This window comes from Micromonospora sp. NPDC003816, assembly GCF_042874705.1.
In the GTDB taxonomy this organism is placed as follows: domain Bacteria; phylum Actinomycetota; class Actinomycetes; order Mycobacteriales; family Micromonosporaceae; genus Micromonospora.
This window is the reverse complement of sequence record NZ_JBIANP010000003.1, coordinates 113457-140040: the sequence shown is the minus strand read 5'-3', so window position 1 is coordinate 140040 and position 26584 is coordinate 113457. Positions and strand designations below refer to the sequence as shown.

General features: G+C 72.6%; 28 protein-coding genes. 16 read left to right on the top strand and 12 right to left on the bottom strand.

From position 1 onward, the window contains the following. The first annotated feature begins 2 nt into the window (after positions 1–2). Both ACFYTT_RS11560 and ACFYTT_RS11555 read left to right on the top strand, forming a co-directional pair. Positions 3–482 (top strand): DUF6232 family protein, encoded by a 480-nt coding sequence (locus ACFYTT_RS11560; protein ID WP_387258822.1) that lies wholly within the window; start codon positions 3–5, stop codon positions 480–482. Between the two features lie 48 nt (positions 483–530). Further along, positions 531–1349, top strand: coding sequence for a hypothetical protein (locus ACFYTT_RS11555; RefSeq protein ID WP_387258820.1), 819 nt, complete (start codon positions 531–533; stop codon positions 1347–1349). A gap of 82 nt (positions 1350–1431) precedes the next feature. Here ACFYTT_RS11555 and ACFYTT_RS11550 read toward each other — a convergent pair whose 3' ends face one another. Continuing rightward, complete coding sequence (locus tag ACFYTT_RS11550; RefSeq protein WP_176092899.1) at positions 1432–1887, bottom strand: rhodanese-like domain-containing protein; 456 nt, start codon at positions 1885–1887, stop codon at positions 1432–1434. A gap of 70 nt (positions 1888–1957) precedes the next feature. Between ACFYTT_RS11550 and ACFYTT_RS11545 the strand changes: the two genes are divergently transcribed. After that, entirely contained in the window at positions 1958–2986 is a 1029-nt protein-coding gene (locus ACFYTT_RS11545) for a helix-turn-helix domain-containing protein (protein ID WP_176092898.1), read from the top strand. Here ACFYTT_RS11545 and ACFYTT_RS11540 read toward each other — a convergent pair. Both ACFYTT_RS11540 and ACFYTT_RS11535 read right to left on the bottom strand, forming a co-directional pair. Next, complete coding sequence (locus ACFYTT_RS11540; protein WP_176092897.1) at positions 2968–3867, bottom strand: ribokinase; 900 nt, start codon at positions 3865–3867, stop codon at positions 2968–2970. The two genes, ACFYTT_RS11545 and ACFYTT_RS11540, sit on opposite strands and share 19 nt — an antisense overlap. A gap of 152 nt (positions 3868–4019) precedes the next feature. Next, positions 4020–4862: an ABC transporter ATP-binding protein gene (locus ACFYTT_RS11535; protein ID WP_387258817.1), complete on the bottom strand. Its 843-nt coding sequence runs from the start codon at positions 4860–4862 to the stop codon at positions 4020–4022. Between the two features lie 97 nt (positions 4863–4959). On the opposite strand from ACFYTT_RS11535, the gene ACFYTT_RS11530 reads away from it, so the two are divergent. Beyond that, complete coding sequence (locus ACFYTT_RS11530) at positions 4960–5967, top strand: ABC transporter ATP-binding protein (protein WP_387258815.1); 1008 nt, start codon at positions 4960–4962, stop codon at positions 5965–5967. After that, entirely contained in the window at positions 5964–6974 is a 1011-nt protein-coding gene (locus ACFYTT_RS11525) for an ABC transporter permease subunit (RefSeq protein WP_387258813.1), read from the top strand. The genes ACFYTT_RS11530 and ACFYTT_RS11525 overlap by 4 nt, the downstream gene beginning before the upstream one ends. 89 nt (positions 6975–7063) lie before the next feature. On the opposite strand, the gene ACFYTT_RS11520 is transcribed toward ACFYTT_RS11525, so the two are convergent. After that, the gene (locus ACFYTT_RS11520) at positions 7064–8239 is read right to left on the bottom strand and encodes an ROK family transcriptional regulator (protein WP_357212910.1); all 1176 of its coding nucleotides are present in this window, start codon (positions 8237–8239) and stop codon (positions 7064–7066) included. Between the two features lie 163 nt (positions 8240–8402). On the opposite strand from ACFYTT_RS11520, the gene ACFYTT_RS11515 reads away from it, so the two are divergent. Next, positions 8403–9872, top strand: coding sequence for a glycoside hydrolase family 3 N-terminal domain-containing protein (locus tag ACFYTT_RS11515; RefSeq protein WP_357212908.1), 1470 nt, complete (start codon positions 8403–8405; stop codon positions 9870–9872). 204 nt (positions 9873–10076) lie between these two features. On the opposite strand, the gene ACFYTT_RS11510 is transcribed toward ACFYTT_RS11515, so the two are convergent. Next, the gene (locus ACFYTT_RS11510; protein WP_387258811.1) at positions 10077–10736 is read right to left on the bottom strand and encodes a GNAT family N-acetyltransferase; all 660 of its coding nucleotides are present in this window, start codon (positions 10734–10736) and stop codon (positions 10077–10079) included. Positions 10737–10904: 168 nt separating this feature from the next. Here ACFYTT_RS11510 and ACFYTT_RS11505 point away from each other — a divergent pair, with 168 nt between their 5' ends. Both ACFYTT_RS11505 and ACFYTT_RS11500 read left to right on the top strand, forming a co-directional pair. Continuing rightward, positions 10905–11087, top strand: a complete 183-nt coding sequence (locus ACFYTT_RS11505; protein WP_131054445.1) for a hypothetical protein — start codon at positions 10905–10907, stop codon at positions 11085–11087. Positions 11088–11194: 107 nt separating this feature from the next. Continuing rightward, complete coding sequence (locus ACFYTT_RS11500) at positions 11195–11713, top strand: hypothetical protein (RefSeq protein WP_131054446.1); 519 nt, start codon at positions 11195–11197, stop codon at positions 11711–11713. Between the two features lie 4 nt (positions 11714–11717). On the opposite strand, the gene ACFYTT_RS11495 is transcribed toward ACFYTT_RS11500, so the two are convergent. Next, entirely contained in the window at positions 11718–12443 is a 726-nt protein-coding gene (locus ACFYTT_RS11495; protein ID WP_131054447.1) for a Clp protease N-terminal domain-containing protein, read from the bottom strand. A gap of 189 nt (positions 12444–12632) precedes the next feature. Between ACFYTT_RS11495 and ACFYTT_RS11490 the strand changes: the two genes are divergently transcribed. Beyond that, positions 12633–13880, top strand: a complete 1248-nt coding sequence (locus ACFYTT_RS11490; protein ID WP_176092892.1) for a glycoside hydrolase family 16 protein — start codon at positions 12633–12635, stop codon at positions 13878–13880. A gap of 125 nt (positions 13881–14005) precedes the next feature. Next, positions 14006–14752 carry a hypothetical protein gene (locus tag ACFYTT_RS11485; RefSeq protein ID WP_131054448.1) on the top strand — a complete coding sequence of 249 codons (747 nt, stop codon included), beginning with the start codon at positions 14006–14008 and terminating at the stop codon, positions 14750–14752. Here ACFYTT_RS11485 and ACFYTT_RS11480 read toward each other — a convergent pair. Beyond that, positions 14749–15369: a TetR/AcrR family transcriptional regulator gene (locus ACFYTT_RS11480; RefSeq protein ID WP_131054449.1), complete on the bottom strand. Its 621-nt coding sequence runs from the start codon at positions 15367–15369 to the stop codon at positions 14749–14751. The genes ACFYTT_RS11485 and ACFYTT_RS11480 overlap by 4 nt on opposite strands. 62 nt (positions 15370–15431) lie before the next feature. On the opposite strand from ACFYTT_RS11480, the gene ACFYTT_RS11475 reads away from it, so the two are divergent. Continuing rightward, a complete protein-coding gene (locus ACFYTT_RS11475; protein WP_236145850.1) occupies positions 15432–16346 on the top strand; it encodes an alpha/beta fold hydrolase in 915 nt (304 codons plus the stop codon). Positions 16347–16498: 152 nt separating this feature from the next. Continuing rightward, positions 16499–17326: a DUF72 domain-containing protein gene (locus ACFYTT_RS11470; protein WP_387259716.1), complete on the top strand. Its 828-nt coding sequence runs from the start codon at positions 16499–16501 to the stop codon at positions 17324–17326. 20 nt (positions 17327–17346) lie between these two features. Here ACFYTT_RS11470 and ACFYTT_RS11465 read toward each other — a convergent pair whose 3' ends face one another. Then, positions 17347–17865: a DNA mismatch repair protein MutL gene (locus ACFYTT_RS11465; protein WP_387259713.1), complete on the bottom strand. Its 519-nt coding sequence runs from the start codon at positions 17863–17865 to the stop codon at positions 17347–17349. A gap of 108 nt (positions 17866–17973) precedes the next feature. On the opposite strand from ACFYTT_RS11465, the gene ACFYTT_RS11460 reads away from it, so the two are divergent. From ACFYTT_RS11460 to ACFYTT_RS11445, 4 genes are all read left to right on the top strand, one after another. Further along, positions 17974–18660, top strand: coding sequence for a response regulator transcription factor (locus ACFYTT_RS11460; protein ID WP_387258807.1), 687 nt, complete (start codon positions 17974–17976; stop codon positions 18658–18660). Then, entirely contained in the window at positions 18657–19967 is a 1311-nt protein-coding gene (locus ACFYTT_RS11455) for a HAMP domain-containing sensor histidine kinase (protein ID WP_176092887.1), read from the top strand. The genes ACFYTT_RS11460 and ACFYTT_RS11455 overlap by 4 nt, the downstream gene beginning before the upstream one ends. A gap of 87 nt (positions 19968–20054) precedes the next feature. Next, positions 20055–20870 (top strand): lytic polysaccharide monooxygenase, encoded by an 816-nt coding sequence (locus tag ACFYTT_RS11450; protein ID WP_176092886.1) that lies wholly within the window; start codon positions 20055–20057, stop codon positions 20868–20870. Next, complete coding sequence (locus ACFYTT_RS11445) at positions 20855–21460, top strand: DUF305 domain-containing protein (protein WP_387258804.1); 606 nt, start codon at positions 20855–20857, stop codon at positions 21458–21460. Before ACFYTT_RS11450 ends, ACFYTT_RS11445 begins: the two co-directional genes overlap by 16 nt. 64 nt (positions 21461–21524) lie before the next feature. Here ACFYTT_RS11445 and ACFYTT_RS11440 read toward each other — a convergent pair whose 3' ends face one another. From ACFYTT_RS11440 to ACFYTT_RS11425, 4 genes are all read right to left on the bottom strand, one after another. Further along, complete coding sequence (locus ACFYTT_RS11440; protein WP_131057791.1) at positions 21525–21878, bottom strand: hypothetical protein; 354 nt, start codon at positions 21876–21878, stop codon at positions 21525–21527. A gap of 176 nt (positions 21879–22054) precedes the next feature. Further along, positions 22055–23704 (bottom strand): sigma-70 family RNA polymerase sigma factor, encoded by a 1650-nt coding sequence (locus ACFYTT_RS11435; RefSeq protein ID WP_387258802.1) that lies wholly within the window; start codon positions 23702–23704, stop codon positions 22055–22057. Positions 23705–23774: 70 nt separating this feature from the next. Beyond that, a complete protein-coding gene (locus tag ACFYTT_RS11430; protein WP_131054049.1) occupies positions 23775–24173 on the bottom strand; it encodes a hypothetical protein in 399 nt (132 codons plus the stop codon). Beyond that, positions 24170–26338 carry a M48 family metalloprotease gene (locus tag ACFYTT_RS11425; RefSeq protein WP_387258800.1) on the bottom strand — a complete coding sequence of 723 codons (2169 nt, stop codon included), beginning with the start codon at positions 26336–26338 and terminating at the stop codon, positions 24170–24172. Before ACFYTT_RS11425 ends, ACFYTT_RS11430 begins: the two co-directional genes overlap by 4 nt. Positions 26339–26584: the final 246 nt, after the last annotated feature.

The window sequence follows — 26584 nt, the reverse complement described above, 5'->3', positions numbered from 1 at the left end:
TGATGGCGCTCTATTACCGGGACGACACGGTGCAGGTGACGTCGGAGTCGATCCGGGCCGCAGGACACGTCATCCCGCTGACCGAAGTGACCTACGTCTGGCACGCCAAGGGACAGACCACCCTCGCCGTACGGGGGCGGGTGCTCGGCCGGGGCGTCCTGGTCCTCCTGCTCTCCCTGCCCCCGCTCATCGCGCTGATCTGCGTGATCTCGCTGGCCTGGTCCGCCTCGGACCGGGGCGAGTGGATGCCCGCACTGATCGTCTTCGTCGCCTGCGTGGTCGTCGCGCTGGCGCTGGTGCCGTTCCTGGAGATCCCGCTCGGCTGGCTGGACCGCTCGTACGAGCGCGGGAACCGGGTCAACGAGCTGTGGGTGCAGTACCGGGGTCAGGAGGTGATGGTGCTGCGCACGCCCGACGCGCTGCGGTTCGGGCAGATCTACCGGGCGGTGCAACGCGCCGTGGAGCAGCAGGGAGACCACTGACGACCGGCCGCCCGGTGCCGCTGGCCGGGGCGGCGCACACTTGACGGCATGGCGATCCCCCTTCCCCGGCCGACCTCGGTCGTCGGTCTCACCCGATCCGCCCTCGACCAGGCCGCGTCGTTCGCGGCGGTCCCGACCCGCGCGTTCGCGGTGCTGGACGGCGTGGAGGAGCTGCTGAACCGGATCAACGGCGTGGTGGACCGGATCGAGGGTGTGGTGGACCGGGTCGAGCAGACCCTGGACCGCACCGACCAGATGCTCACCGACGCCGACGTGGCCGTCCGCGAGGTGGCGGTGATCAGCGCGGCGGCCACCACCGCCGTGCGGCAGGCGAGCGAGCTGACCGCCACGGCGGCCGGGGTGATCGGTGAGGCCGAGCGGGTGTCGGCGGCCGCCGCCACCGTGGTGGCCACCGCCGAGCAGGTGTCGACGGCCGCCGCCACGGTGGTGGCCGGTGCCGAGCGGGTGACCCGCACGGCCGAGGGCGTGGTCGACACGGCGACGTCGGTGACCGGCCGGGCCGCCGGCACGGTGGGCGCGGCGGCCGAGGCGGCGGCGACGGCGGCCGAGCTGCTGGCCGCGTACGAGCCGGCGCTGCGCCGGGCCGCCCCGATGGCCCACCACTTCGTCGAGCAGCTCAGCGAGGAGGAGGTCACCGCCGCCGTACGCCTGGTCGACGAGTTGCCGAGGCTCCGGGAACACCTCACCTCGGACGTGCTGCCGATCCTGGCCACGCTGGACCGGGTCGGTCCGGACCTGCACGACCTGCTCGACGTCACCCGGGACCTCAAGCTCGCCGTGGCCGGCATCCCCGGCCTGGGCATGCTGCGACGACGGGGCGAAAAGCTGAGCGACGACGCCGGCTGACACCACCCGACGCGGTGCCGGTCCGCCGCCCGCGCCCCCGGGGAGACAACCGGCGGTCGCGGGCGGTGGCCGGAGAGAACGGTCAGCAGCCGCAGGCGGCGCGGCGGGGTGCGGTCAGCTCGTCCACCGGTCGCTGCGTGATGCCGGTCCCGGTCACCACCGGCAGGCCCTCCCGCGCCCAGTACTCGTACCCGCCGCGCATCTCCTTGACCGGATAGCCGAGCCGGGCGAACTCCAACGCCGCCCGGGTGGCGCCGTCACAACCGGGGCCCCAGCAGTACGTCACCACCCGCGCCCCGGGTGGCACCGTCACCGCCGCCTCCGTGGCGATCCGCGCGGTGGGCAGGTGCAGGGCATCAGGCAGATGCCCCTGCTCCCAGGCGTCGTCGCTCCGGGAGTCGACCACCACCAGATCGGGCACCCCGGCGGTCAGGTCGGCGTGCACGTCGGCGACGTCGGTCTCGAACCGGAGCCGGTCCAGGAACTGTGTGACGGCGGCCTCCGGCGTGGCGGCCGGCACCGCGAAAACACGTGACATGCACCGATTCTCGGCCGGTACGCCGTCGACGACGAGTGGCGCTGCCGCCGTACTGCGCTAACATCCCGCCATGACTCCGGCGGACCGCACCGTCGCCGTGCTCGCGTACCCGGGGATGTCGGTCTTCGAGACCGGATTCGTCACCGAGGTCTTCGGTCTGCCCCGGCCCGAGCTGGGCGTGCCCTGGTACACGCTGCGGCTCTGCGCCGAACGGCCCGGCCCGGTGCCGCTGGTCGGCGGCGCCGGCCTGCACAGCCCGTACGGCCTGGACGACCTGGCCGCCGCCGGGACGGTGATCGTGCCCGGGGTGCCCGACGTGCACGGCACGCCGTCACCCGAACTGGTGGCCGCCCTGCGCCGGGCGCACCGGGGCGGCGCCCGGCTCGTCTCCCTCTGTTCCGGCGCGTTCGCGCTGGCCGGCGCCGGCCTGCTCGACGGGCGCCGGGCCACCACCCACTGGCGGTACGCCGACCTGCTGGCCCGCCGCTACCCGCAGGTGACGGTGGATCCCGACGTGCTGTACCTCGACGACGGTGACGTGCTCACCAGCGCGGGCAGCGCCGCCGGTCTGGACCTCTGCGTGCACCTGGTCCGGCGGGACCACGGGGTGGCGGTGGCCAACGCGGTGGCCCGGCGGCTGGTGATCCCGCCGCACCGCGACGGCGGTCAGGCGCAGTTCATCGAGGCCCCGGTGACCACCGGCCCGGACGACGACCGGATCGCCGGCAGCCTCGCCTGGGCGTTGGCGCACCTGCCCGCACCGCTGACGGTGGCGACGCTGGCCCGGCAGGCGCACATGTCACCGCGCACCTACCTGCGGCACTTCGCCCGTGCCACCGGCACCAGCCCGATCCGGTGGCTGATCGACCAGCGGATCCGGGCCAGCCTGGCGCTGCTGGAGACGAGCGACGCACCGGTCACCGAGATCGCCGCCGCGGTCGGCTTCGACACGTCGGTCACCTACCGCCACCACTTCGCCCGGGCGATGCGGACCTCACCGTCGGCGTACCGCCGGGCGTTCCGCACCGACGCCGACACCGCACCGGGACACGGCGGCGGACGCCCGACCGGCCGTCCCGGTCAGGGTGCCGGGACGTAGAGCTGGTCGATGTCGGCCCGGTGCGGCAGCGACACGCTCGCGCCGAGCCGACGGACGCAGGCCGCGCCGGCCGCCGCCGCCCAGCGGACCGCGTCGACCAGGTCCCGGCCCTCGCCCCAGGCCACCGCGAGCGCGGCCGTGAACGCGTCCCCGGCGGCCGTCGAGTCCACCGTGTCCACCGGCACGGCGGGCACGTGCGCGGCGACACCGTCCCGGTCGCCGTACCAGGCGCCCTGCGCGCCGAGGGTGAGCACCGCCCGGGGCACCAGGTCGAGCAGCGCCTGCGGCTCGTCCCGGCCCCGACCGGTGTACGTCTGCGCCTCGTTCTCGTTGACCACCAGCAGGTCCACGGCGGCCAGCAGGTCCGGCGGCAACGGAACGGCCGGCGCGGCGTTGAGCACCACCCGGGTGCCGGCCGCCCGGGCGGCCACCGCCGCCTCGGTCACCGTCTCCACCGGGATCTCCAACTGGGCGACCAGCACGTCCGCGTCCCGTACGGCGGCCAGTTCGCCCTCGGTGAGCGCGGTCATCGAGCCGTTCGCGCCCGGCGTCACCAGGATCGCGTTCTCGCCCGCGGCGTTGACCATGACCAGGGCCACCCCGGAGGCGCCGTAACTGGTGCGGAGGTGGCTGGTGTCGACCCCGGCGGCGGCGATCCGGGCCCGCAGGGTCACCCCGAACGAGTCGGAACCGATCGCGCCGAGGAAGGTGCTGGCGGCACCCGCGCGGGCGGCGGCGATGGCCTGGTTCGCCCCCTTGCCGCCGGGCACCGTGACGAAGTCGGTGCCGAGCGTGGTTTCCCCCGGCCGGGGCAGGGCCGGGGCGGTGGCGACCAGGTCCATGTTCGCGCTGCCCACCACGGCGACCCGGGTCTGGGGCACGAAAGCCTCCTCCGGCTGGCTCGTGTGGCTGGCTCGTGCTGGCTGGCTCGTGCTGGCTGGCTCGTGCTGGCTGGCTCGTGCTGGCTGGCTCGTCTGAGGTGAAAGGAGGGGTCCCCTGCTATACCGCAGGCGTTAGCAGGGGACCCCTCCTTTCACGCGGCGCGGGCCGTGTACCGCTCGCCGTGGCGTTCGACCAGCAGCGGTAGGCCGAAGGTCTTGGTCAGGTTGTCGGCGGTGAGGACGTCGGCCAGCAGCCCCTGGGCCATCACGGCGCCGTCGCGCAGCAGCAGCGCGTGGGTGAAGCCGGGCGGGATCTCCTCCACGTGGTGCGTGACGAGCACCAACGCCGGGGCGTCCGGGTCCTGGGCCAGCTCGGCGAGCCGGCCCACCAGGTCCTCGCGGCCGCCGAGGTCGAGCCCGGCCGCCGGTTCGTCCAGCAACAGCAGCTCCGGGTCGGTCATCAGCGCCCGGGCGATCTGCACCCGCTTGCGCTCGCCCTCGGAGAGCGTGCCGTACGTCCGGTCGGTCAGCGCGCCGACCCCGAGCTGGTCGAGCAGCGCCCGGGCCCGGGACTCGTCGGCCGGGTCGTAGCTCTCCCGCCAGCGGCCCACCACCGACCAGGCTGCGGTCATCACCACGTCCACGGCCCGCTCGTCGGCGGGCAGACGCTCGGCGAGCGCGGCGGTGGCGAGCCCGATGCGGGTACGCAGCTCGGTCACATCGGTGCGGCCGATCCGCTCGCCCAGCACGTGTGCGGTGCCGGTGGTCGGGTGCAGCCGCCCGGCGGCGAGGTTGAGCAACGTGGTCTTGCCGGCGCCGTTGGGGCCCAGCACCACCCAGCGTTCGTCCAGTTCGACCCGCCAGTCCACATCGTGCAGCAGGGCGGTGCCGGACCGGCGTACGGCGACGCCGTCGAGGCTGACCACCAGATCCGCGTCCACGGGTGAGGGGGCGGGGGTGGCGCCACCGGCGCCAGGGATCAGGTCACCAGTCACCCGCCCATCCAACCACGCAGCAGCGGGCTGCCCCCACGGGCGTACGCGCCCGCCGTAGGGTGGGGCGCCGTGTCATTGCTCACCCGAAGGGCGGCTCATGGCGAGTGCGGTCATCGAGATCGACGGTCTACGGAAGACCTTCCGTAGCCTGCGTCGGGGCAGCCGCGTCGCGGTCGACGGCTTCGACCTGCTGGTCGAGGCCGGTCAGGTGCACGGGTTCCTCGGCCCGAACGGGTCGGGCAAGACGACCACGTTGCGGGCGCTGCTCGGGCTGGTACGCGCCGACCAGGGCCGGATGCGGGTGCTCGGCGCCTCCGCCCCGGAGCAGTTGCCCCAGGTGGCGGGCCGGGTGGGCGCGATCGTGGAGAGTCCGCAGTTCTTCGGCAACTTCACCGCGTACCGCACGCTGCGGCTGCTCGCGCTGGCCGGTGGTGTACCGATCGCCCGGGTCGACGACGTGCTGGAGCAGGTCGGTCTGCTCGACCGGGCGCACGAGCGGGTCAAGGGTTACTCGCTCGGCATGAAGCAGCGTCTGGCGGTGGCCTCGGCGCTGCTCAAGCAACCGGAGCTGTTGATCCTCGACGAGCCGGCGAACGGGCTGGACCCGGCGGGCATCCGGGAGATGCGTGACCTGATGCGGGCGCTGGCCGAGCGCGGGGTGACCGTGCTGGTGTCCAGCCACATCCTGGCCGAGATCCAGGTGATCTGCGACCACGTCACGATCATCTCGCGGGGGCGACGGGCCGCCAGCGGTCCGGTGGCGGAGGTGCTCGCCGGCCACGACCGGCACGAGTGCCTGGTCCGCGCCGACGACCTGGGCCGGGCCGAGGAGTTGCTGGTGGCCGCCGGGTTGACGGTCACCGGGCACGCCGACCATCTGGTGGTGGAGGGGGTGCCGGATCCGGCGCTGGTCAACCGGACGCTGGGCGAGCAGGGCGTCTGGGTACGCGAACTGACGCCGCTGCGCCCGGATCTGGAGAGCGTCTTCCTGGATCTGACCGGCGCACCGGGGCCGGTGGGGGTGCCCCGGCAGGTGCACGACACGTCGGACGACACGACCGTCGGCCGGGAGATCGACCTCGGCGTCCGGGAGGTGGGCGCGTGAACCTGATCCGTGCCGAGGCGGAACGGTTGGCGGCCCGCCGTTTCGTCCAGCTCATGGTGGCGTTGTTGGCGCTGGCCTTCGTGGTCACCGCCGGCACCACGATCGCCGGTTCGCACAGTCCCAGTCCGGCCGAGTTGGCCGCGGCCCAGCGACAGGCCGCCGACGACCGGCGCGGACTGGAGTTGGAGCACGACCGGTGCCTGGCCCGACAGCAGGGTTCGCCGCCCCGGGAGGAGGACGGCTACCTGCCGGCCGACTGCAGCGAGGTCGATCCGGCGCTCCGGGACCGGTTGCCGGTGGCGGCCGACTACCTCGACGGCGTGTTCACCTTCACCCGGCAGGCCGAGCCGCTGTTGTACTTCCTCGTGGCGTTCCTGGTGCTGTTCGGTTTCCTGGTGGGGGCCTCGGCGATCGGCGCCGACCTGAACTCCGGCGGCGTGGTGAACCTGTTGCTGTGGCGACCGCGCCGGATGACGGTGCTGGGCACCAAGCTCGGCACGCTGCTCGGGGCGGTGCTGGCCCTGTCCCTGCTCGCCTCGGCGACCTACCTGGTCACCTTCTGGACGATCGCCCAACTGGCCGGCCATCCCGGCCCGACGAACCCGACGTTCTGGAGCGGGTTGGGCACGATCTGGGTCCGGGGCCTGGTGCTGGTGCTCCTGGCCACGGCGATCGGCTTCGCCGTGGCCACGATGGGCCGGCACACCTCGGCGGCGCTCGGGGCGGTGGCCGCGTATCTGGTGGTGTGGGAGTTGGGCGGCCGGATCGTGCTGGAGATTGTCGGGACGGCCCGACCCGACCAACTCATGCTGACCAGTTACGTCTGGGCGTGGCTCACCGGCAGGGTCGAGCTCTGGGACGACAGCGCCTGCACCAATCTGCTCTCCAGCTACTGCGACGGTCTCTACACGCTGACCTGGCGACCGGCACTGGCCGTGCTGTTGTCGCTCACCGTCGGGCTCACCGTGACCGCCTTCGCGCTGTTCCGGCGCCGCGACCTGACCTGACCTGACCTGACGCCGGCCCGGAGGCGGCAGCTCCTTGCCACCTCCGGGCCGATGCTGAAGACTTCCTTCACATGGACGGCATCGGCGGCTCAGCCGACCGTGGAGCCGAAGACCTCGTCCCGGACGGCGTCCAGCGCGGTCCGCAACGCCCCGTGCACGATCGGTTCCTCGGTCAGCCCGGTGGACACCACCCGGGGGCGGACCAGCGTGATGGCGGCCACCTCGTGCTGCACCCGTTCGGCCAACGCCGCCCCGCCGGCCTGCCCCACCTCACCGGCGAGCACCACCAGCGGCGGGTCCAGCACCACGCAGGTGCTCGCCACGCCCAGGGCCAGCCGACGGGCCACCTCGTCGAGCATCGGTCCGCCGGCGGTGCCGTCGGCGATCGCGGCGCGGACGGCGTCGGCCGCCCCGGCGTCCGGGTAGCCGTGCTCGCGGGCCAGCGCGCGGACCGCGTCGGCACCGGCCAGTTGCTGGAAGGCGGGCTTGGCCCGCCGGGAGACGTCGCGCGGGATGGGCGCGCCGGGCACCGGCAGGTAGCCGATCTCGCCGGCCGCGCCACTGCTGCCGTGGTGCAGCCGCCCACCCAGCATGATCGCCAGGCCGACACCGGCACCGACCCAGACCAGCACGAAGTCCGACAGCCCCTGGGCCGCACCGGACTGCGCCTCGGCCACCGCGGCCAGGTTCACGTCGTTCTCGAAGACCACCGGGGTGTCCAGGTCGTCGCGGAGCGCGGCGAGCAGACCCCGGTGCCAGCGCGGCAGGTTGAACGCGAAGGTGATGTCGCCGGTGCCCGGGTCGACCAGGCCGGGGGTGCCGAGCACGATCCGCCGTACGCTCGACAGCTGGGCACCGGCACTGCCGGCCACCTGCACCACCGCGTTGTGCACGACGCCGACCGGGTCGTCGGTGTCCCGGGTGGACTGCTCGACCCGACCGATCACCGCGCCGGTGATGTCGGCGCAGGCGGCCACCACACGCTCCGGGCCGACGTCCACGCCGACCACGTGCGCGCTGCCCGGGCGCACCGCGTAGAGCTGGGCGTTCGGCCCCCGACCACCGGCCTGCTCACCCACCCGGGCGACCAGCCCCCGCTCCTCCAACCGCTCCACCAGTTGGGATGCGGTGACCTTGGAGAGGCCGGTCAGCTCACCGAGCCGAGCCCGGGTCAGCGGCCCCTGTTCCAGCAGCAGTTCCAGCGCCGCACGGTCGTTGAGGGCGCGCAACAGACGTGGGGTGCCGGGCAACCGGGTCGCACTCATGCCATGTCCTCATGTATTAGTAAACTTTGCTAACTATCTAGCTTTGACAACAGTAAACCGACCTTGGAACGGGTAGCCGTAGCGTATCGGCCGGGTGGAAGCAGGGCTCTCGGCCGACCCGGTACGAGATCCGCACCGGCCGGCACCGAGAGGAGACGCCTCCATGGGGATCGATCCGGGACTCCGCCGGCTGGCGCTGGGCACCCTGCTGGCCGCGTACCCGGGGCCGGTCCCGCCCGACTGGGCGGTCGAGCTGGTGGCCGAGGGGCTGGCCGGGCACACCCTGTTCGGCACCAACATCCATCGGCCGGAGCAGGTTGCGGCCGCCACGGCCGCGCTGCGGGCCGGACGGTCCGACGTGCTGATCGCCGTCGACGAGGAGGGCGGTGACGTCACCCGACTGGCGCACGCCACCGGCAGCCCGTACCCGGGCAACGCGGCGCTCGGCGCGATCGGCGACGTGGCCCTCACCCGCCGGGTCTACCACGCCATCGGCGCGGAGCTGGCCGCCCTGGGCATCACCGTCGACCTCGCACCCACCGTCGACGTCAACAGCGCCGACGACAACCCGGTCATCGGCACCCGCTCGTTCGGGGCCGACCCGGTCCGGGTGGCCGCCCACTCGGCGGCGGCGACCACCGGGCTCCAGGCCGCCGGAGTTGCCGCCTGCGCCAAGCACTTCCCCGGCCACGGCGCGACGATCGCCGACTCCCACCACGAGCTGCCCACCGTGGACGCCTCGCCCGACCTCCTGCGCCAGCGCGACCTGCCACCGTTCGCCGCGGTGATCGCGGCCGGGGCGAAGGCCGTGATGACCGCACACATCCGGGTTCCCGCACTGACCGGCGACGGGCCGGCCACCTTCAGCCGCGCCGTCCTGACCGACCTGCTGCGCGACCGGTACGGCTTCGACGGCGTCGTGGTCACCGACGCGCTGGAGATGCGGGGCGCCACCCTCGCCGCCGGTGGCGTCGCACCGGGTGCGGTGCGGGCCCTGGCCGCCGGAGCCGACCTGCTCTGCATCGGCGCCAAGGTCGACGCGGACCTGGTCGAGGCCGTCGCCGCCGAGATCGTCGCCGCGCTCGGCGACGGCCGGCTCGACCGCGCCCGGGTGGAGCAGGCCGCCGACCGCGTCGCCGCCCTCGCCGCCTGGACCCGGACCGCGCGGTCCGAGGTCACCGTCCCCGCCGACCTCGGGTACGCCGCCGCGCGCCGGGCGGTCCGGGTGGAGGGCGTCCTGGCCGGGTTGGACCAGCCACTGGTGGTGCAGGTGCACGCCCGCTCCACCGTCGCCGAGGGACGGGTGCCGTGGGGGCTCGGCCCGCACCTCGACGGCACCGAGGAGATCCGGGTGGTGGCCACCGAGGCCGACCCGGAGGCGCTGCGCCGCCGTGCCGGCACCCGCCCGATCGTGCTGGTCGGGCGCCACCTGCACCGGCTGCCCGGCGGCCCGGAACTCGCCGCCGCGCTGGCCGCCACGCATCCGGTGGCGGTGGTCGAGATGGGGTGGCCGGCCGCGTGGCGACCGGCCGGCGTCCAGGCGTTCGTCACCACCTTCGGCGCGAGCCACGCCAACGGGCGGGCCGCCGCCGAGGCACTGGGCCTGACCGGGCACGCCGAAACCACACGCTGAGTCACCCCGCAGCCGATCCACATCGATGCGTCCGGGCAGGTCAAGTCCACTTTTCGACACCGCAGACCACGCGGTGGCTACTTGCCGACCACCACTCAGATACGTAGCGTGATCACATCGAGCCGCACATGGGCCTGGGGGGAGGCTGCGGACCGTGGATCCGGCCCGGGATCCACGGTCCGCGCCCTGCCGTCAGGTCGACCGTCAGCCCGGATAGACGCCGTACGACCGCCAGCCCCGGTCGGGGAAACCCGCCGCCTCCGCCACCCGGGCCGAGGCGGCATTGTCCCGGGCGTGCAGATAGGTCGGCACCGCGCCGTCCGCGAGCACCCGACGCGCGGCCTGGGCCACCAACCGCCGGGCCAGTCCGCGCCCCCGGGCGGCCGGCTGCGTACCCACCGCCAACTCGTGCCCGTGCCGGTCGTGCCGCTTGACGCCGACGCCGGCCAGGTAACGACCCCGCACGTCCCGCACCACCAGGACCGGCCGGTCGAACAGGCGCAACCAGGACGGCAGGCCGGCGGAACCGGGCGGCACCCACTCACCGACGTCGGGCAGGGGCGCGGGAGCGACGCTCCAGCGGAACACGTCGTCGTGTACCACCCAGCTCGGATGACCGACCGCCGCCGGCAACGCGTCCGGCAGCGACTCCGGACGCCGGGCCAGGTCGCGTACCGCCGCGACCCGGTCCGGGGCCACCGAGAGCACGGTGCTCGTGCCGGCGGTGACCGCGACGGCCGGCCGCAACCGGCCGTCCCAGGCCGGGCGGGCGCGCCGGGTGGAGCAGACCACGTGCAGCCCGGGACCTGCCGGCCACTGCCCGAGCCAGGTCGCCAGGTGCAGGTGGAGCCGCCGGTCGAGCATCGCCCACCTCCGCACCGTCGCTCCGGCCTCCGCCGATCACGGTACGTCGGGCACTGGGCGCGGTGGTACCGATCGGGTGACCAACGCCTCGGCCGGGAACCCGGGTCATCGATCGACCGTCATATCCATTTCCATACATGGACAACTTTCTTTGAAACGGTGGGGGACATGCCGATTCAGCCGAACGACCGCTCCGCGCAGGACACCCGACGGATACGACGGTGCGCCGAACACTTCCCGGGTCAGCTCTCCTACGGCGGTCACCGCGCCGGCCTCGGTGCCCTCTCCTGGCACGACCTCAACGAACTGCCGGCGGGCTACTCCTCCCGCCGCCACCTCAACACGCTCTGAGGCCCCCGGCACCCGGGCCGGCCCGGCGAGCCAGCGCGTCCTTTCGCACACCTGTCGGGTAACGTCTGCTGGTCCTCCGACAGGCCACGACGGGAGCAACTGCGCACATGGGCAAGAAGACGATCCGCGTCTCCGACTTCAGCGGCACGGTGCTGGGTCCCGACGACGAGGCGGTCCGCGTCGTCGTCGTCGAGCATCCTGACCTGGTGGCCGGGCCCGTGCAGTTGGATGCGACGCCGGTGGAGGTGGAGAACATCGACGACGCCGCGCTGGACGTGGCGGTGGTCGAGATCCACGACCGGCACGGCAACGGTGAGCCGCGCCGGGTGGTGCTGACCGCGAGCGAGTTCGACGCGATGGCCACCGACATGCCGATGGCACAACTGCTCAAGACCGCCGAGCGGGTACGCCCACCGAAGGCGCGACGCGCCCCGGAGAAGATCGACTACGGCACCATCGACCACGCCGGCAAGCCGCACCGGGGGCGGGTCACCGAGGAGGAGGCCCGACTGGTGCGTGAGCACCTGGACGAGGTCAACAAGCGCCTCGCCGACGCCGGGCTGCGCCAGATCGAGCCGGAGGACCCGGAGCACGCCGCCCGGTACGGCTTCCCCACCGCGCCCTGATCCGCTACTCGAACACCCGGACCTTGGCCAGGGCCGCCGCGGTGCCCGCTTCCACGGCGGCCTTCTCCACACCGAGGCCGGTGAGCACGCCCTCGCCGTCCTCCTGCTCCAGCAGCGCCAGCAGGATGTGCTCGGTGCCGATGTAGTTGTGCCCCAGGCGCAGCGCCTCGCGGAAGGTCAGTTCCAGCGCCTTCTTGCCGGCCGCGTCGTACGGGATCAGATCCGGGACCTCGCCGACGGAGGGCGGCAGCGCGGCGGTGGCCGCCTCGCGTACCGCCCCGGCCGTGACGCCCTCGGCGGCCAGCACCTTCACGGCCAGGCCCTCCGGCTCGGCGAGCAGCCCGAGCACCAGGTGCGCCGGGCCGATCTCGGCGTTGCCGGCGGCGCGGGCCTCGTTCTGCGAGGCCATCACCACGTTGCGGGCGCGCGGGGTGAAGCGGTTGAACCCCTGTTGCGGGTCGATCGGCCCGGCGTCGCTCTTGGCCACGAAGCGCTTCTGCGCGGCCTGCTTGCTCACTCCCATGCTGCGGCCGATCTCGGTCCAGGAGGCGCCGGAGCGGCGGGCCTGGTCCACGAAGTGACCGATGAGATGGTCGGCGACCTCGCCGATGTGGTCGGCGACCATCACCGCGTCGGTGAGCTGGTCGAGCGCGTCGGGATGGGCCTGCTTGATGGCCTGGATCAGGTCGTCGAGCCGGACGGGATTGTTCATCTGGACCGGATTCGTCATGCGTCAACCATAGGTTGACGACCCGCAGTCGTCAACCCAAAGTTGACGATCACCGAGCGTCGTCACGCTCCATGATCGCTGTTAACAACCTTGACTAATTCTGTTGAAATCGACAGACTGCGATATGGAGAGCGCTCTCCCCTCCTCGCCGGGGCGCCAGCCTCATCCGCAGACCCCAAGGAGACCATCGTGTCCACCATCTCCCGAAGGCTTCGACGGACAGCCGCCGCCCTCGCCGCGGCCGTCGTCGCCAGCATGCTCGTCGTCCCCGTGACCGCCGCACCGGCCGCCGCCGCCATCGGCGGACTCACCTGGCAGGACGAGTTCAACGCCCCGGCCGGTACGCCGGTCGACCAGTCCAAGTGGCGCTTCGACATCGGCGGCCACGGCTGGGGCAACAACGAGCGGCAGTACTACACCAACAGCACCAGCAACGCGGTGCACGACGGGCAGGGCAACCTGGTCATCACCGCGCGCCGGGAGAACCCGGCCAACTACCAGTGTCACTACGGCCGGTGCGAGTACACCTCGGCCCGACTGCTCACCGCCGCCACCTTCAGCCAGGCGTACGGCCGGTTCGAGGCCCGCATCAAGATCCCTCGCGGTCAGGGCATCTGGCCGGCCTTCTGGATGCTCGGCAGCGACTTCGGCAACGTCGGCTGGCCGGCCTCCGGCGAGATCGACATCATGGAGAACGTCGGTCGCGAGCCGAACACCGTGCACGGCACCATCCACGGGCCCGGCTACTCCGGCGGCGGCGGGATCACCGGCAGCCGCGTCATCGGACAGCCGCTGGCCGACGCCTTCCACACCTACCGGGTCGACTGGGAACCGAACAGCATCCGCTGGTACCTCGACGGCCAGGAGTTCTTCCGCGTCGACCCGAGCCGACTCGGCGGCAACCGGTGGGTCTTCGACCACCCGTTCTTCATGATCCTCAACGTCGCGGTGGGCGGCAACTGGCCCGGCTACCCGGACGGCAGCACCCAGTTCCCGCAGCAGATGCTCGTCGACTACGTGCGGGTCTACGGCTACGTCCCGGACGGCAACACCGGCACCACCCGGATCCGGGGCCAGCAGAGTGGACGGTGCATCGACATCCCCAGCGCCAACCCGTACGACGGGGCGCCGTTGCAGATCTGGGACTGCAACACCACCGCCGCCCAGGCGTGGACCTTCGCCGCCGACGGCACCGTCCGCGCCATGGGCAAGTGCATGGACCCGGCCTGGGCAGGCACCGCCAACGGCACCGAGGTCAACCTGGTCACCTGTAACGGCAACCCGGCCCAACGGTTCACCCTCAGCCCCGCCGGTGACCTGGTGAACCTCAGCGCGAACCGGTGCGTCGACGTCCGGGAGAACAACCCGAACAACGGCGGCCGGTTGCAGCTCTGGGACTGCGGCGGCACCGCCAACCAGAAGTGGTCCCGCGCCTGACCGCAAGCGGTACCTGTGGGCTCACCGCCGTCGGCGGTGAGCCCACGCGCCGTCGCAGCCGTAAGAGTCGGTGACGGGCCGGGCGGGTAGTAGCCCCCTGCGGTCACCGAGGCACGGGAGGCGACGTGGAGAACGCTCAAGCGACCGACGGGCGACGGTTCTGGTGGTGGCTCGGCGGGGCACTGCTGGTTCTGGTGGTGGTGCTGGTCTCCGCCTGGACCTGGGTCACGGTGCGCGGCGACGGCCGGGCCGGGCACGTCGTCACCGGCAGCGCCGACGACCTGCGGGAGGCCACCTTCGTCCTGCTCGACGGCGCCGACGTGGTCCGGCTGCGCACCGACGACCTCGGCGGGGACGCGTACCGGGTGTCGACGTCCCGCGACTCGGGCGTACGGCCCGCGGTCTCGCTCGCCGACGGCAACATACTCACCAGCCTGCGCGGCACCGGACAGGACGGGCCGGCCATCGTCGAGGTGGTGCTGCACCACTCCGTACGCTGGCACCTGCGGCTCGGCGGCGGCGCCAAGGAGCAGCACCTCGACCTGCGGGGCGCCCAGCTCGGCGACGTCGAGTTCACCGCCGGGGCCAGCCGGATCGAGCTGACCCTGCCGCCGGCCGAGGGCACTCAGCGGACCGTCCTCAGTGGCGGCGCGAACCAGGTCGTCGTCCGCCTGGCCGGTGACGCCCCGGTGCGGGTACGCGCGGGTGGCGGCGCCGGCTCGGTCACCGTCGACGGATCCACCCAGTCCGGCGTGGCCGGCGGCACGGTGCTGACGCCACCGGAGTGGGAGTCGGCCACGGACCGCTACGACATCGACGCCACCTCCGGCGTCTCCAGCCTCACCGTCGACCGCACCGACGGCGACGGCTAGCCGACCGAGCCCGCCGACGGCGTGCGGAAGACGTGGTCGAGTTGGTAGTCCAACAGCGCGATGGCGGTCTCGGGACTCCGCATGCCCGCCATGACGCTGTCGGCGAGGCCGGTCGCCAGGGCGAGCAGGTTGCCGGCCTCGGCGTCCGCGTCCCGCTCGGCTGGCACCGCACCTGAGCGCTGGGCGGCGGCCACCAGTTCGCATAGTGCGCGTTCCAGCTGGACCGAGTCGCGGCTGTAGGAGAGTTCGGCCAGCGCCGGGTCGGTCAGTGCCAGGGCGTGGTAGGCGGCGAAGACGATATAGGCGGCACGCTGCTCGGCATCGACGGGAACGAACTGAACCAGCCAGGCACGCAGGCTGTCCCGTGGGTGCTCCGCCGGGTCGACCGGCATCCCGGCTACGGCGCGCCGCCCCACGATGTCGGCCTGGTGCCGCAGCCCGGCGAAGAGCAACTCCTCCTTGGTCCGGAAGTAGTACTGCACGGTGCTCACCGAGACGCCCGCCTGCGCGGCCACCGTACGCATGCTCACGGCGTGCAGGCCACGCTCGCCGGCGATCCGCAGCAGCGCGGCCAGGATCTCGCCTCGGCGCGCGTCACGGTCGGACAGTCTCGGCATCGTGGCACCCCTTGTCAGCCGTTTTGGTAGTACGATCGTACTACCAAAACGGGGAGGTCGACGTGCGAGCGACGCCAGGCATCGGACGGTTCACCAGCGACCAGGCACGGAGCAGGTTCCTCGCCGCCTATGAGGTGGCGATGGGCGCATGGCCGCACCCTCGACAGGAGTGGGACGTCGAGACGCGGTTCGGCACCGTCCACGTGCACCAGCATGGCATCGCCACGGGTGAGCCGATCGTGTTGTTACACGGCGCTCAGGGCAATTCCAGCAACTGGTATCCGCAGGTCGCCCCGCTCGGTGTCCACCACCGGGTCTACGCGGTGGACACCGTCGACGACCCAGGTCGCAGCGTGCAACGCCGACCGGTGCCGAGTACGACCGACAACGCCGCCTGGCTCGACGAGACGCTCACCGCACTCGGGCTGGACGGCGTCCACCTGGTCGGCCTGTCCTACGGCGGATTCCTGGCGCTCGCCCAGGCCCTGCACCGGCCCGACCGGCTGGCCTCGGTCACGCTGCTCGATCCCGGGGGCCTGGAGAAGGTGCCACTCAGGTTCTACGCGAACATGCTGGCCGGAGCGTTGGCGACACTGGCCCCCCGGCGCACCCGGCCCTGGTTCGCCCAGCGGCTGGCCAACCATGCCCTGGTCGAGTCCGCCGAGCAACTGGCCCCGATCATGATCGCAGCCCGGCACTGGCGGTCGGGCCGCCCGGTCGCAGCTCGCCGGTTCGACGACGACGAGTTGCGCGCGATCCGCGTGCCGGTGCAGGTGCTGCTGGCCGGGCGCAGTTCGTTGCTGGATCCCCGTCGGGCGGCGGCCCGGGCGGCGGAGCTGATCCCCTCGGTCCGCACCGAGATCGTGACCGGTGCCGGCCACGGGCTGCCGCTGGAACGTCCCGAGCTGGTCAACCAGCGCATTCTCGACTTCATCGCGTCCCTCGCCCCGGGCGACTCCGCCGGCCCGGCCCGCTGACGCGGCCGGCCAACGGACACCCGGCTACGGTACGTCAAGCCGGGGTCGCGCCGCACCGGGCCGCGCAGCAAGCCCGGCCGGGTGCCCGCACTGTCGCCGGGCCAGGGGCGGAGGAAGGAGTCGGCGGTATGCGGCTGCACGTCGGGTGTGCGATGTGGACGCACAAGTCCTGGCAGGGTCGGCTGCTGGCGCACCCGTTGCCGACCTCCGAACGGCTGCGCCACTACGCCGGGTGGTGCGACGCGGTCGAGGGCAACACGACGTTCTACGCCACCCCGACCCGGGACACGGTCGCCACCTGGGCGCAGCAGACCGGCCCGGACTTCCGGTTCGTGGTGAAGCTGCCCAAGGTGGTGACGCACGAGCGCAGGCTCACCGACGTCACCGAGCCGATGCGGGTGTTCCTGGACGCGATGGCACCGCTCGGCCCGCGTGCCCACGCCCTCTGGGTGCAGCTTCCCGGCTCGTTCGGCCCGGACGACGTACCCACGCTGGCCCGCTTCCTGCGCCGGCTGCCCGCCACCCACCGGGCCGTGGTGGAGGTCCGCCATCCCGCCTTCTTCACCGAGCCGCACGCGGTCCGGCTGCTGGAGACCACGCTCGACGAGGCGGACGCCGAATGGGTGCCGTTCGACACCACCGCCTTCTTCGCCGACCCGCCGACCAGTGACGCCGAGCGCGACGCCTGGACCAAGAAGCCACGGATGCCGTTGCGCACCCACGCGCTGACCGACCGGCCCATCGTGCGCTACCTCGGCCGCGACGACACGTACCGGACGGTCGAGGGCTGGCAGCACTGGGTCGACGTCACCGTGGCCTGGCTGCGCGAGGGCCGCTCCCCCACCATGTTCGTGCACACCCCCGACAACGCCGACGCGCCGGTGCTCGCCCGCCGCTTCCACGACGAGGTCCGTGCCCGCCTGCCCGAGCTGACGCCCCTGCCCGAGCCGATCCCGGTCGAGCCCACCACCCTGTTCTGAGCGACCGCGCGGCACCGACCCTACGAGCCGACCTTGCTCACCTGCACGAACGGGCGGTCGTCCCACCAGATCGCGTGGATGATGAAGCTGCTGTTCGGCGCGTTGAAGTAGACCGCCATGTTGTCCGGCGAGTTCTGCACCTTCTGCACCGCGTACCCGTCCGCCGGGGTCGCCGTGACCAGCTCGACCACGCCCGCCGAGGTCATCCGGACGACCGCCTGGCCGCCCTCCACCCGGAACGAGCGGACGTAGCTGCGGACGCCGTCGTCGCCCACCGTCACCGTCCAACCGTCCTCGGTGGTCACGGTCGGGGCCGTGGTCCGGCTCGGTCTGGTCGTCGGGCGGCGGCTCTCCACCGACTCCGGCGTGGCGCTCGGCGTGGGGGTCAGGCTCACGCGGGGTCGCGGTGACGCCGACGTCGTCGGCGGCGGTGCCGACGAGGGCAGTGGCGTCGGCGGTCCGGGCGTCTCCGCCGCAGGTGGTGGACTCAGCGTCCGGTCCTGGGCGACCGGCTCCCGCAGCACGGGCAGGATCGCCATCGACGCGAGCACGATGCTCGACGCGGTGGCGACGCACCATCCCGTGATCGGCGCCCACCAGGAAGATCGCACGAAGACATCGTCTCATCTACCCATATGGTGTACGCCATGGCGATGATCCTGCTGGTCGAGGACGACCGGAACATCGCGGCCGCCCTCACCCGTGCGCTGACCGACGCCGGTCACGTGGTACGGCCCGCCGGGCACGCCGCCGAGGCGTTGCGGATCGTCAGCACCGAGCGACCGAACCTGGTCATCCTCGATCTCGGGCTACCCGACATCGACGGTGCCGACGCGCTGCGGATGATCCGTTCGGTCTCCGACGTACCGGTCATCGTGGCGACCGCGCGCCGCTCCGAGACCGACATCATCAGCCTGCTCGGCGCCGGTGCCGACGACTACGTGACCAAGCCGTTCTCCGGTGGACACATCCTGGCTCGCATCGACGCGATGCTCCGCCGGGCCCGGCCCACCGCGAACGAGACCCCGCCGTCGATCACCGTGGGCGAGCTGACCATCCGTCCCCGGCAACGCCTGGCCGAACTGCACGGGCAACCCCTGCAACTGACCCGACGCGAGTTCGACGTGCTGGCGTACCTGGCCGAGCGGGTCGGTCAGGTGGTCAGCCGCCGGGAGCTGATGAACGAGGTCTGGCACCAGGCGCAGATCGGCGAGGAACAGACCATCGACGTGCACATCTCCTGGCTGCGTCGCAAGCTCGGGGAGACGGCCGCCCGGCCACGCTTCCTGCGGACCGTACGCGGGGTCGGCGTGATGATGGTCGAACCCCGATGAGGTGGGCCCTGAACCGGCTGGCCATCGCCATCACCTCGATGGTGGCGCTGGCCTTCCTGGTGCCGCTGGCCATCGCCACCGGGCAGATCGCCCGGGACCGGGCCGTCAGCGAAGCTCGCCAGCAGGCCACCGCCCTGGTCACCGTGCTGGGCATGGACGCCGACCCGATGCTGCTCACCAACGCGGTGGCCAGCACCACGGCGGGCAGCGCCGGACGGCTCGCCGTGCACCTGCCGGACAACGCGCCGATCGGCGTCACCCACGTCACCGACGCGCAGGTACGCAGCGCCGCCGGGGACCGCCGGTCGGTGCTGGCCCCGGCCGGCGACGGTGTCGCGTACCTGCAACCCACCGTGCTGGCCGACGGCCGGACCGTGATCGTCGAGGTGTACGTGCCCGAGGCCGACCTGCGCCGGGGCGTCCGAACCGCCTGGGTCGTCCTCGGTGGGTTGGCGATCGTCCTGGTGGCCGGTTCGACGCTGCTCGCCGACCGGCTCGGCGGCCGGCTGGTGCGGGCCACCCGGGACCTGTCCGCGTCGGCGCGGCGGCTCGGCGGCGGCGACCTGACCGCCCGGGCGGAGCCGAACGGCCCCCGGGAACTCCAGGACGCGGCCCGGTCGTTCAACGCGATGGCCGACGACCTGCGGCTGCTGATGAACCGGGAGCGCGAGTTGGCGGCCGACCTCTCCCACCGGTTGCGGACGCCGCTGACCGCGCTGCGTCTGGACGCCGAGGCGATGCCGCCGGGCCCGATAGGCGAGCGGATGCGGCAGGCCTGCGACCTGCTCGACGAGGAACTCGATTCGATCATCCGTGGGGTGCGGCGCGGCACCGACGGGCGGGACGGGCAGAGCGCCGACCTGGTGGAGGTGCTGGCCGACCGACTGGCGTTCTGGTCGGTGCTGGCCGAGGACCAGGAGCGTCCGTGGGAGGTGACCGGTGGCGACGTACCGGTGGTCCTGCCGATGCCGCGCAGCGAACTGATCCTGGTGGTGGACGCGATGCTCGGCAACGTCTTCGCGCACACCCCGGACGGTGCCGCCTTCCGGGTCAGCGTCTCGCCCGACGGGGTACTGGTGGACGACGCCGGGCCGGGCATCGCCGACCCGGCACGGGCGGTGCAGCGGGGTGTGAGCGCCGCCGGGTCGACCGGCCTCGGTCTCGACATCGTGCGGCGCGCCGCCGAGACGTCGGGCGGTCACCTGGTGGTCACCCGCAGTCCGCTCGGCGGTGCCCGGGTCGGCATCCTGCTCGGGACGGTCGACCACGCTCCGGAGCGACTCGGGAGCAGCAGCCGCCTTTCATGATCCTTTCCGGAGCCGTTAAGGCTCCTTTATGGAACCGCGCACTAGCGTCCTCGCCGTCACAGCCGCAGCGAGCCGTACGGAGTTCAGATGCGCAGGAAGATCACCTACCCACTGGTGGCCCTCGGCATGGTCGCCTCGTCCCTGGCGGTCTCCTCGCCCGCCCAGGCCCACGGATACGTCTCCAACCCGCCCAGCCGACAGGCGTTGTGCGCGGCCGGAACGGTCACCGACTGCGGCCCGATCCAGTTCGAGCCGCAGAGCGTCGAGGCACCCAAGGGCTCCCAGCGGTGCGACGGCGGAGTGGCCCAGTGGTCCGTCCTCTCCGACGAGTCCCGCGACTGGCCGGCCCGGAACGTGGGCAGTTCGGTGACCCTCACCTGGGTGCTGACCGCCCGGCACCGGACCGCCGACTGGCAGTACTTCATCGACGGCAGACTGGTCGCCGAGATCGACGAGGGCAACGCCCAGCCGGACGCGACCGTGTCGCACACCATCGACCTGAGCAACTTCCCCGGCCGCCAGCGGCTACTCGCGGTCTGGAACATCGGCGACACCCCGATGGCCTTCTACAACTGCGTCGACCTGATCGTCGGCGGCGGCGGTGCCGCGCCCGCCCCCCGGCCGACCACCGCCGCGCCCACCACCGCACCGCCCACGGCCGCGCCCACCACGGCGCCCACCACCGCACCCACCCGGCCCGGCACCACGCCGACCACCGCCGCACCGACCAGCGCGGCCCCGCCGCCGGCAGCGGGCGGTGACGCCTGGGCCGCCGGGGTCAGCTACCGCACCGGCGACGTGGTGACGTTCGAGGGCAGGCGGTACGAGTGCCGCCAGGGCCACACCGCGATCAACAGCTGGGAGCCCTCGATCTACACCCTCGCGCTGTGGCTCCCGCTGTGAGGCGCCGACTGGTCGCGGCAGCCCTGGTCGTACCGTTCCTGCTCGGCGCCTGCGGGTCACCCGCCGCGCAGCCGCCGCCCGCGTCGACGAGTGACACGACGGTCGCCGAGATCACGGCCGGCGACGAGTACAACGACACCGACGTGATGTTCCTGCAGATGTTCGTCCACCACCAGCGGCAGGCCCTGCAGATGACCGCCACCGCCGTGAAGCGCGCCCAGGACCCGGAGTTGAAGACGCTCGCCCAGGCGGTGCAGGTCACCGAGTCCGACGAGCTGAAGATGATCGAGGGCTGGCTCAGGAGCTGGGGCAAGTCCACCGAGGTCGACACCGCGCCCAACCTGCACGCCCACCACGGTGGACTGCCCGGCACCGGACCGGCCGAGATCGAGGCGTTGACGACGGTCAAGGACGCCGAGTTCGACACGTCCTTCCTGAGCCTCTTCCTGGCCCACCAGCACAACGCGATGGAACTGGCCAACCTGGTCCGCAGCGGCGGCAAGAACGCCGAGACCAAGGCATTCGGCGAGCGGGTACGCGCCTCCCGCCAGGGCGGGATCCAGCAGATGCTCACAATGATGACCAGCTGACGACTGCGTATGGGCAGCTCGGGGACGGCCGTAGGCGTCGGCCGGCCCCGGGCCCTGTCCGGTCCTACCGACTGACCGTCGGGGGCCGGTCGCCACGCACGCTCGTCCGGGTCACCCGGTAGCGCCGGTTCAGTCGGTTCGGCCAGCCCAGGAACCTGTCGAACATGTCGGCGGCGCTGCCGGTCTGGCAGGGATCGAGTCGATGCAGGTCGTCGATGGCCTCGTGCAGGCAACCGGCCAGATAGACGAAGAGGTTGACCGGGGCACCCTCGTAGTCGGCCAGCAGGGCGAGCTTGCCACGCGTACACGGCCAGGGGTGGCCACAGTGGCGGCACAACCACAGCGGGCGCATCGGCGGATGCTCGGCCGACTCGGCCACGACCCGGTGCGGGGTCGGCGGCGGACGTTCTTCGGTCATGACCGTGGCCTCACCTGCATACGGGCTCCCGCCGACTCGGACGAACGGCGTGCGGCGTACCACCGGTCATGAGCCGCCGACGCCTCACGCAGTAGGAGGCGCGGCAGCCGGTCCGGCATTACGAAAAGTGCGTCGCCGAATCGCGGGTCGCCGGTCGGGCGAGTCGGGCCCGACGGTCAGGCCCAGGGGTTACGGACCCGGAAGGAACTCGCCCGTGCGAACGTCTGCGTACCGTCGGGGAAGTCGATCCAGAACCCCACGTCACGCTCGTGCACCACGAGATGCGGGTAGTTGTGCGCGCGCATCGTCACCGAGGCAGCCGTCGCGCCGCGCTCGGGACAGAAGGTCGCGTCCTCCCGGAACAGCGGGGTGCCCTCGTTCGGGCTCAGCCGCAGTCGCAGGCTCGCATGCCGCAGGTACCGCCCGTCGGCGCTGCGCAGGGTGACACAGTCCGGGTCGGCGAGCCCTCGACTGACTGTGAAGGTGGCCCGTCGCCGGGCCTGCGCACTGCTGGCTCCGGTCACCTCGTCGAGCCCGGCCACGTCGCCGTCGACGGTCAGGTACCGGCCCGGTGCCCGTACGGACTCCAACGACCAGGTGCCCAGCGGGATGGTGCCGGCCGGCACGGACGGGCGTACCGCCGACGGTGACACGGACGGCGACGTCGCCGGGGTCGTGGTGGCCGGGGTCGGGCTGGGGCGCGGCGGCGCGGCGGACGTCGTCACCGGCGCCGCGACGGCCGGCGGCGGGGGCGCCGGATCCGGCCGCAGCGCGACCCCGGCGGTGGCCCCGGCGATCAGCACCGCCCCGGCGGCGGCACTCGCCACCGGATGCGCCACCACCGCCTGTGTCAGCACGCCCAGCAGCGACCCGCCCTGGCCTGCCGTGCCACCGACGGCCGCCCCACCGCTGACCACCGTTGCGCCGTCGATCGCGGCGCCACCGGCGACCGCCGTCCCGCCCGCCACCGTTGCCCCACCGGCGACGGCGTGCGCCGCCACGACCGGGGTGCCGCCAGCCGCCCCGGCCAGCAGGCCCTTGGCGACCAGTGCGGCGGTCAGGCCCACCGGCACCGCCAACGACGCGATGCCCAGCAGCAGCCGCTCGGCGGGCACCCGATCGGCCACACCCGCACCGCAGTACGGGCAGTCGCGGACGTGTCGGGCGATCCGCTTGCGCCACACCGGCGTGGGTCGCCCGTCCCAGCCACGGATCGCCGCCGAGAGGTCCGGGCAGGGCGGACGGGCCGCCAGCGCCGCGACGATGCTCCGGCCCGACTCCAGTTGCTCCCGCATCCGGTGCAGGCGTACGCCGACGTGCGCGACGGTCACACCGGTCGCGGCGGCGACCTCGGCCCGGCTGAGCCGACCGGTGCACTCCTGCCACCAGAGCGCCAGCAGCGGCTGGTACGCCGGGTCGAGCCACCGGGTCGCCTCGACAAGCTGTCGACGCTGGTCCGACACGTGCAGCCGCCCGATCGCCTCACCCTCGACGTCCCCGCCGCCGGACAGGTGCTCCACCCCGTCGCCCAGGGCGAGCCGGTCGACCGCGCCGCGCACCCGGCTGCGGTGGCCGGCGATCTGGTGCAGCGCGATCGCCACCAGCCAGGAGCGGAAACTCTCCGGCGCCCGCAGGGTGGGCAGGTCACGGACCACCCGGAGCAGCGTCTCCTGCACCACGTCGTCGACGTCCGGATGCCCGCTCAACGCCCGGCCGACGAGGTTGTAGAGCAACGGCAGGTGCGCCGAGACGAGTTGGTCACGGGCCGACCGGTCCCCCGCCTGTGCGGCGACGACCAACTCGGCGTGGTCCGCAGTGACCGTCATACCGCACCGCCTAGGAAATGGTCCCGCCGTGCACGACGTCACACGATATCGACAATCGCCGGCGTACGGCCTACTCCGGGCCGGGGCGGGGCGGATCGCGGTGCTCCTGGATGGTCCGGGTGACCTGCTCCAGCAACTGGCGCGGATCGGTCCGCCCGGTCACCTGCACCTCCACCTCCGACTCCCCGATCCGCATCCGCACCGTGGCACCGCTGGGCTGCTGGCTGAGCCAGGTCTGCAGCAGGGCGAAGAGTCCGGGCAGCAGGCTCTGCGCCACCACCGCGATGATGACGGCCTCGCTGAAGCCCGCCCGCCCTCCGCCACGCCCGCTCAGGTCCCGTACGCCGGCCCGGAACTCCGGCCGGCGGTGGATCCAGTCGACGAGCGGGACCTGGGCCGGCTGCCGGAGCGTGGTGATCATCTGGAGTCGGACGGGTTGCCGTCCCGCTACGGACGCGTCGGTGTTCATTCGTCCACCTCGGGCTGGAAGGTCAGCTCCGCACCGGCGGCGGTGACCATGCCGGTGACGGAGAGCGGGTAGGTCTCGGTGAACTCCTCCTCGCCGAAGTAGGACTCGTAGGTCCCGCTCACCCGCACCTGACCCTGCTCCTCGTAGGGCGTGCTGACCTGCGCCGCTGCCGGGCCGAGCAGGTCGATCTGCGGCGTCGGGTAGCTGGCGATCGTCCACGTGATCCCCTTGGCACCCTGGTAGCCGCTCAACCGGAACGGGCAGTCCTGCGGGGCGGCGACGGTCTGTCGCGCACAGCCGTCGAGGTACTCCTTCACCTGCGCGTCGACCGTCGACCGGGCGGCGGGCTTCAACTCGGCGACGACCTGGATCGGCGTCGCGTAGTCGGCACCGGGTGCCACGCCGATCCGTTGCGACGGCGTCTCGCTCAACGGGCTGGCGGCAGCGGTCACCAGGTACACGCCGGGCACGGCGAGCACCGACTGCCCCTGCGGGTTCTCCGGCATCGACACCCCGTTGACCAGGAGGCCCTGCTGACCGGAGGTCACGTCCAGGGTGGAGACACCACCGACGACGTGCCAACCCCGGAAGATCCCCGCCGTCGCCCCGTCGTCCCGGCGCAGCGTCAGCTCGCTCTCCATGCGCTCCCCGCCGAGCACGAACGAGACCGTGGCGGTGGCGTCGTCCTCCTTCCGGTCGATCGCCGTGACGTCGACGTCGGTCGGCGGCTGGTAGTCGGGCGACTCCACCATCCGGCCGAGCAGGTCGTCGCTGCGCACCGCGGCCTCGACGTCCGGGCTCAACCACCCGGCGAGGTCGTCCACGTCCCGGTCCTCCAGCGCCGAGAAGTACCCGTCGACGGCGGTCGCCGGCCGGAAGAAGCCCCACTGCACGACCCCGAGCAGGCTGGAGACCAGGCAGACCGAGAGCAGGACGGCGGCACCGACGACGGCCGGACGCCGGACGCTCACCGGGTCGTCCCCGCCGAAGAGTTCCCCGGGGCCGACCACCCGCCCCGACGGCGCCTCCGCCTCCGCGAGGTCGCTGGCCGCCTGCACCTGCTCCAGCCGGTCCAGGCGCAGCTCGTTCGGCGGGTGCTCGGCGCAGACCGCCTCGTCCCAGCCGCTGCGCCCGCTCTCGAACGATTTGCGGCGCTCCAGGACGGCCCGCAGGCCGTCGGCGTGCCCCGTCACCACGGCACCGAGGTCCGCCCGGTACTCCGCCGCGCGCACGTCGGCGCGGTGCAGCGGCTGTACCAGGTATTTCATCGTCAGCAGGACCGGCCAGAAGAACAGGAAGACGAAGAGGTTGGTGGCCGGGTGCGGGAACGTGCGCATCAGCCAGGTGGGCACCGCGTGCACCAGGACCAGGGGCAGCCCGACACCCCGGACGAAGGCCGACGTGATCTCGTCACCGGTGCGCCAGTGCACCAGCTCGTGACTGAGCAGCGCGGCGATCTCCTCCCGCGAGTCGGTGAGCAGACCGGTGGTGACCACGACGTGCCGGGAGTACGCCCGCGCGTTCGTGGTGACCAGGTCGTCCTCGACCAGTAGTCGCGGGACACTCGGCAGACCGAGCCGCTGTGCGCATTCGTGCAGGATCGGCAGAATCAGATCGCGCTCCCGCCGACTGAGGTCGCGGGCGCCCGACACTCGCAACAAACGGTGCTCCAGCACCACTCGGTACAGCGTGTAGAGCAGGCCCAGCACAATGGCCGCGCCCACCATTCCGACCAGTTGGGCCAGCAGTGAGACGGGCCCGTCCACCTCGCTGAACCGAAGGACGGGAATGACCAGCAGACCGACCAGGAATGCGATGGCCGCACCGACGAAAGCGCCGATCGGGCCACCGGACTGCTGCAGAAAGGAATCGATCAGCCCACCGATGATCGGCGCGTCGCGTACCGCGTGCGGCACCTGGTCGGCGACGATCCCGCCGCCGGTGAACGCGAGCGTGAGCGCGGCGGTCGTCGCGAGCAACACTGCGGTGAACAGCGCCACCGGCACGTAGAGCCAGGCCGCGACGAAGGCGCCCAGGACGCCGCGCCAGTCCCGCAGGATCCCGACCCGCAGCCAGACGACGGCGTTCGGATAGCCGGGCGGACGGTTGGCCAGCCGACCGCCGTCCGGGTCGGGGCGAGTCCCCTCCTCGACGGATTCGGTCATTCGCACGGAAGGTGCGGAAGAAGTGTCGGCAATCTGATTTCGCTGATCACCGTAGGGCTGCGCCGCATCGGGATCGTGCTGCTGCACGGAAGCTCCTCCACGAGGCCGAACAGGGCAAGGGGCGGCCCGGCATGCAGGGGAGAATTGTTTCCTCACCAGGCCGCCGGGCCATGATTCAGTCAGGAGACGTATCGGGGTAGGCGCAGACCTTACTCCGGTCTATGCCTGACGCGCCACCCCGTTTAC

Bases quoted from the DNA above. Each gene is read 5' to 3' on its own strand.
- ACFYTT_RS11560 (WP_387258822.1), top strand. From the start codon at position 3: ATGGCGCTCTATTACCGGGACGACACGGTGCAGGTGACGTCGGAGTCG.
- ACFYTT_RS11555 (WP_387258820.1), top strand. From the start codon at position 531: ATGGCGATCCCCCTTCCCCGGCCGACCTCGGTCGTCGGTCTCACCCGA.
- ACFYTT_RS11550 (WP_176092899.1), bottom strand. From the start codon at position 1,887: ATGTCACGTGTTTTCGCGGTGCCGGCCGCCACGCCGGAGGCCGCCGTC.
- ACFYTT_RS11545 (WP_176092898.1), top strand. From the start codon at position 1,958: ATGACTCCGGCGGACCGCACCGTCGCCGTGCTCGCGTACCCGGGGATG.
- ACFYTT_RS11530 (WP_387258815.1), top strand. From the start codon at position 4,960: ATGGCGAGTGCGGTCATCGAGATCGACGGTCTACGGAAGACCTTCCGT.
- ACFYTT_RS11520 (WP_357212910.1), bottom strand. From the start codon at position 8,239: ATGAGTGCGACCCGGTTGCCCGGCACCCCACGTCTGTTGCGCGCCCTC.
- ACFYTT_RS11515 (WP_357212908.1), top strand. From the start codon at position 8,403: ATGGGGATCGATCCGGGACTCCGCCGGCTGGCGCTGGGCACCCTGCTG.
- ACFYTT_RS11510 (WP_387258811.1), bottom strand. From the start codon at position 10,736: ATGCTCGACCGGCGGCTCCACCTGCACCTGGCGACCTGGCTCGGGCAG.
- ACFYTT_RS11505 (WP_131054445.1), top strand. From the start codon at position 10,905: ATGCCGATTCAGCCGAACGACCGCTCCGCGCAGGACACCCGACGGATA.
- ACFYTT_RS11500 (WP_131054446.1), top strand. From the start codon at position 11,195: ATGGGCAAGAAGACGATCCGCGTCTCCGACTTCAGCGGCACGGTGCTG.
- ACFYTT_RS11495 (WP_131054447.1), bottom strand. From the start codon at position 12,443: ATGACGAATCCGGTCCAGATGAACAATCCCGTCCGGCTCGACGACCTG.
- ACFYTT_RS11480 (WP_131054449.1), bottom strand. From the start codon at position 15,369: ATGCCGAGACTGTCCGACCGTGACGCGCGCCGAGGCGAGATCCTGGCC.
- ACFYTT_RS11470 (WP_387259716.1), top strand. From the start codon at position 16,499: ATGTGGACGCACAAGTCCTGGCAGGGTCGGCTGCTGGCGCACCCGTTG.
- ACFYTT_RS11465 (WP_387259713.1), bottom strand. From the start codon at position 17,865: ATGGCGATCCTGCCCGTGCTGCGGGAGCCGGTCGCCCAGGACCGGACG.
- ACFYTT_RS11460 (WP_387258807.1), top strand. From the start codon at position 17,974: ATGGCGATGATCCTGCTGGTCGAGGACGACCGGAACATCGCGGCCGCC.
- ACFYTT_RS11455 (WP_176092887.1), top strand. From the start codon at position 18,657: ATGAGGTGGGCCCTGAACCGGCTGGCCATCGCCATCACCTCGATGGTG.
- ACFYTT_RS11450 (WP_176092886.1), top strand. From the start codon at position 20,055: ATGCGCAGGAAGATCACCTACCCACTGGTGGCCCTCGGCATGGTCGCC.
- ACFYTT_RS11440 (WP_131057791.1), bottom strand. From the start codon at position 21,878: ATGACCGAAGAACGTCCGCCGCCGACCCCGCACCGGGTCGTGGCCGAG.
- ACFYTT_RS11435 (WP_387258802.1), bottom strand. From the start codon at position 23,704: ATGACGGTCACTGCGGACCACGCCGAGTTGGTCGTCGCCGCACAGGCG.
- ACFYTT_RS11430 (WP_131054049.1), bottom strand. From the start codon at position 24,173: ATGAACACCGACGCGTCCGTAGCGGGACGGCAACCCGTCCGACTCCAG.
- ACFYTT_RS11425 (WP_387258800.1), bottom strand. From the start codon at position 26,338: ATGACCGAATCCGTCGAGGAGGGGACTCGCCCCGACCCGGACGGCGGT.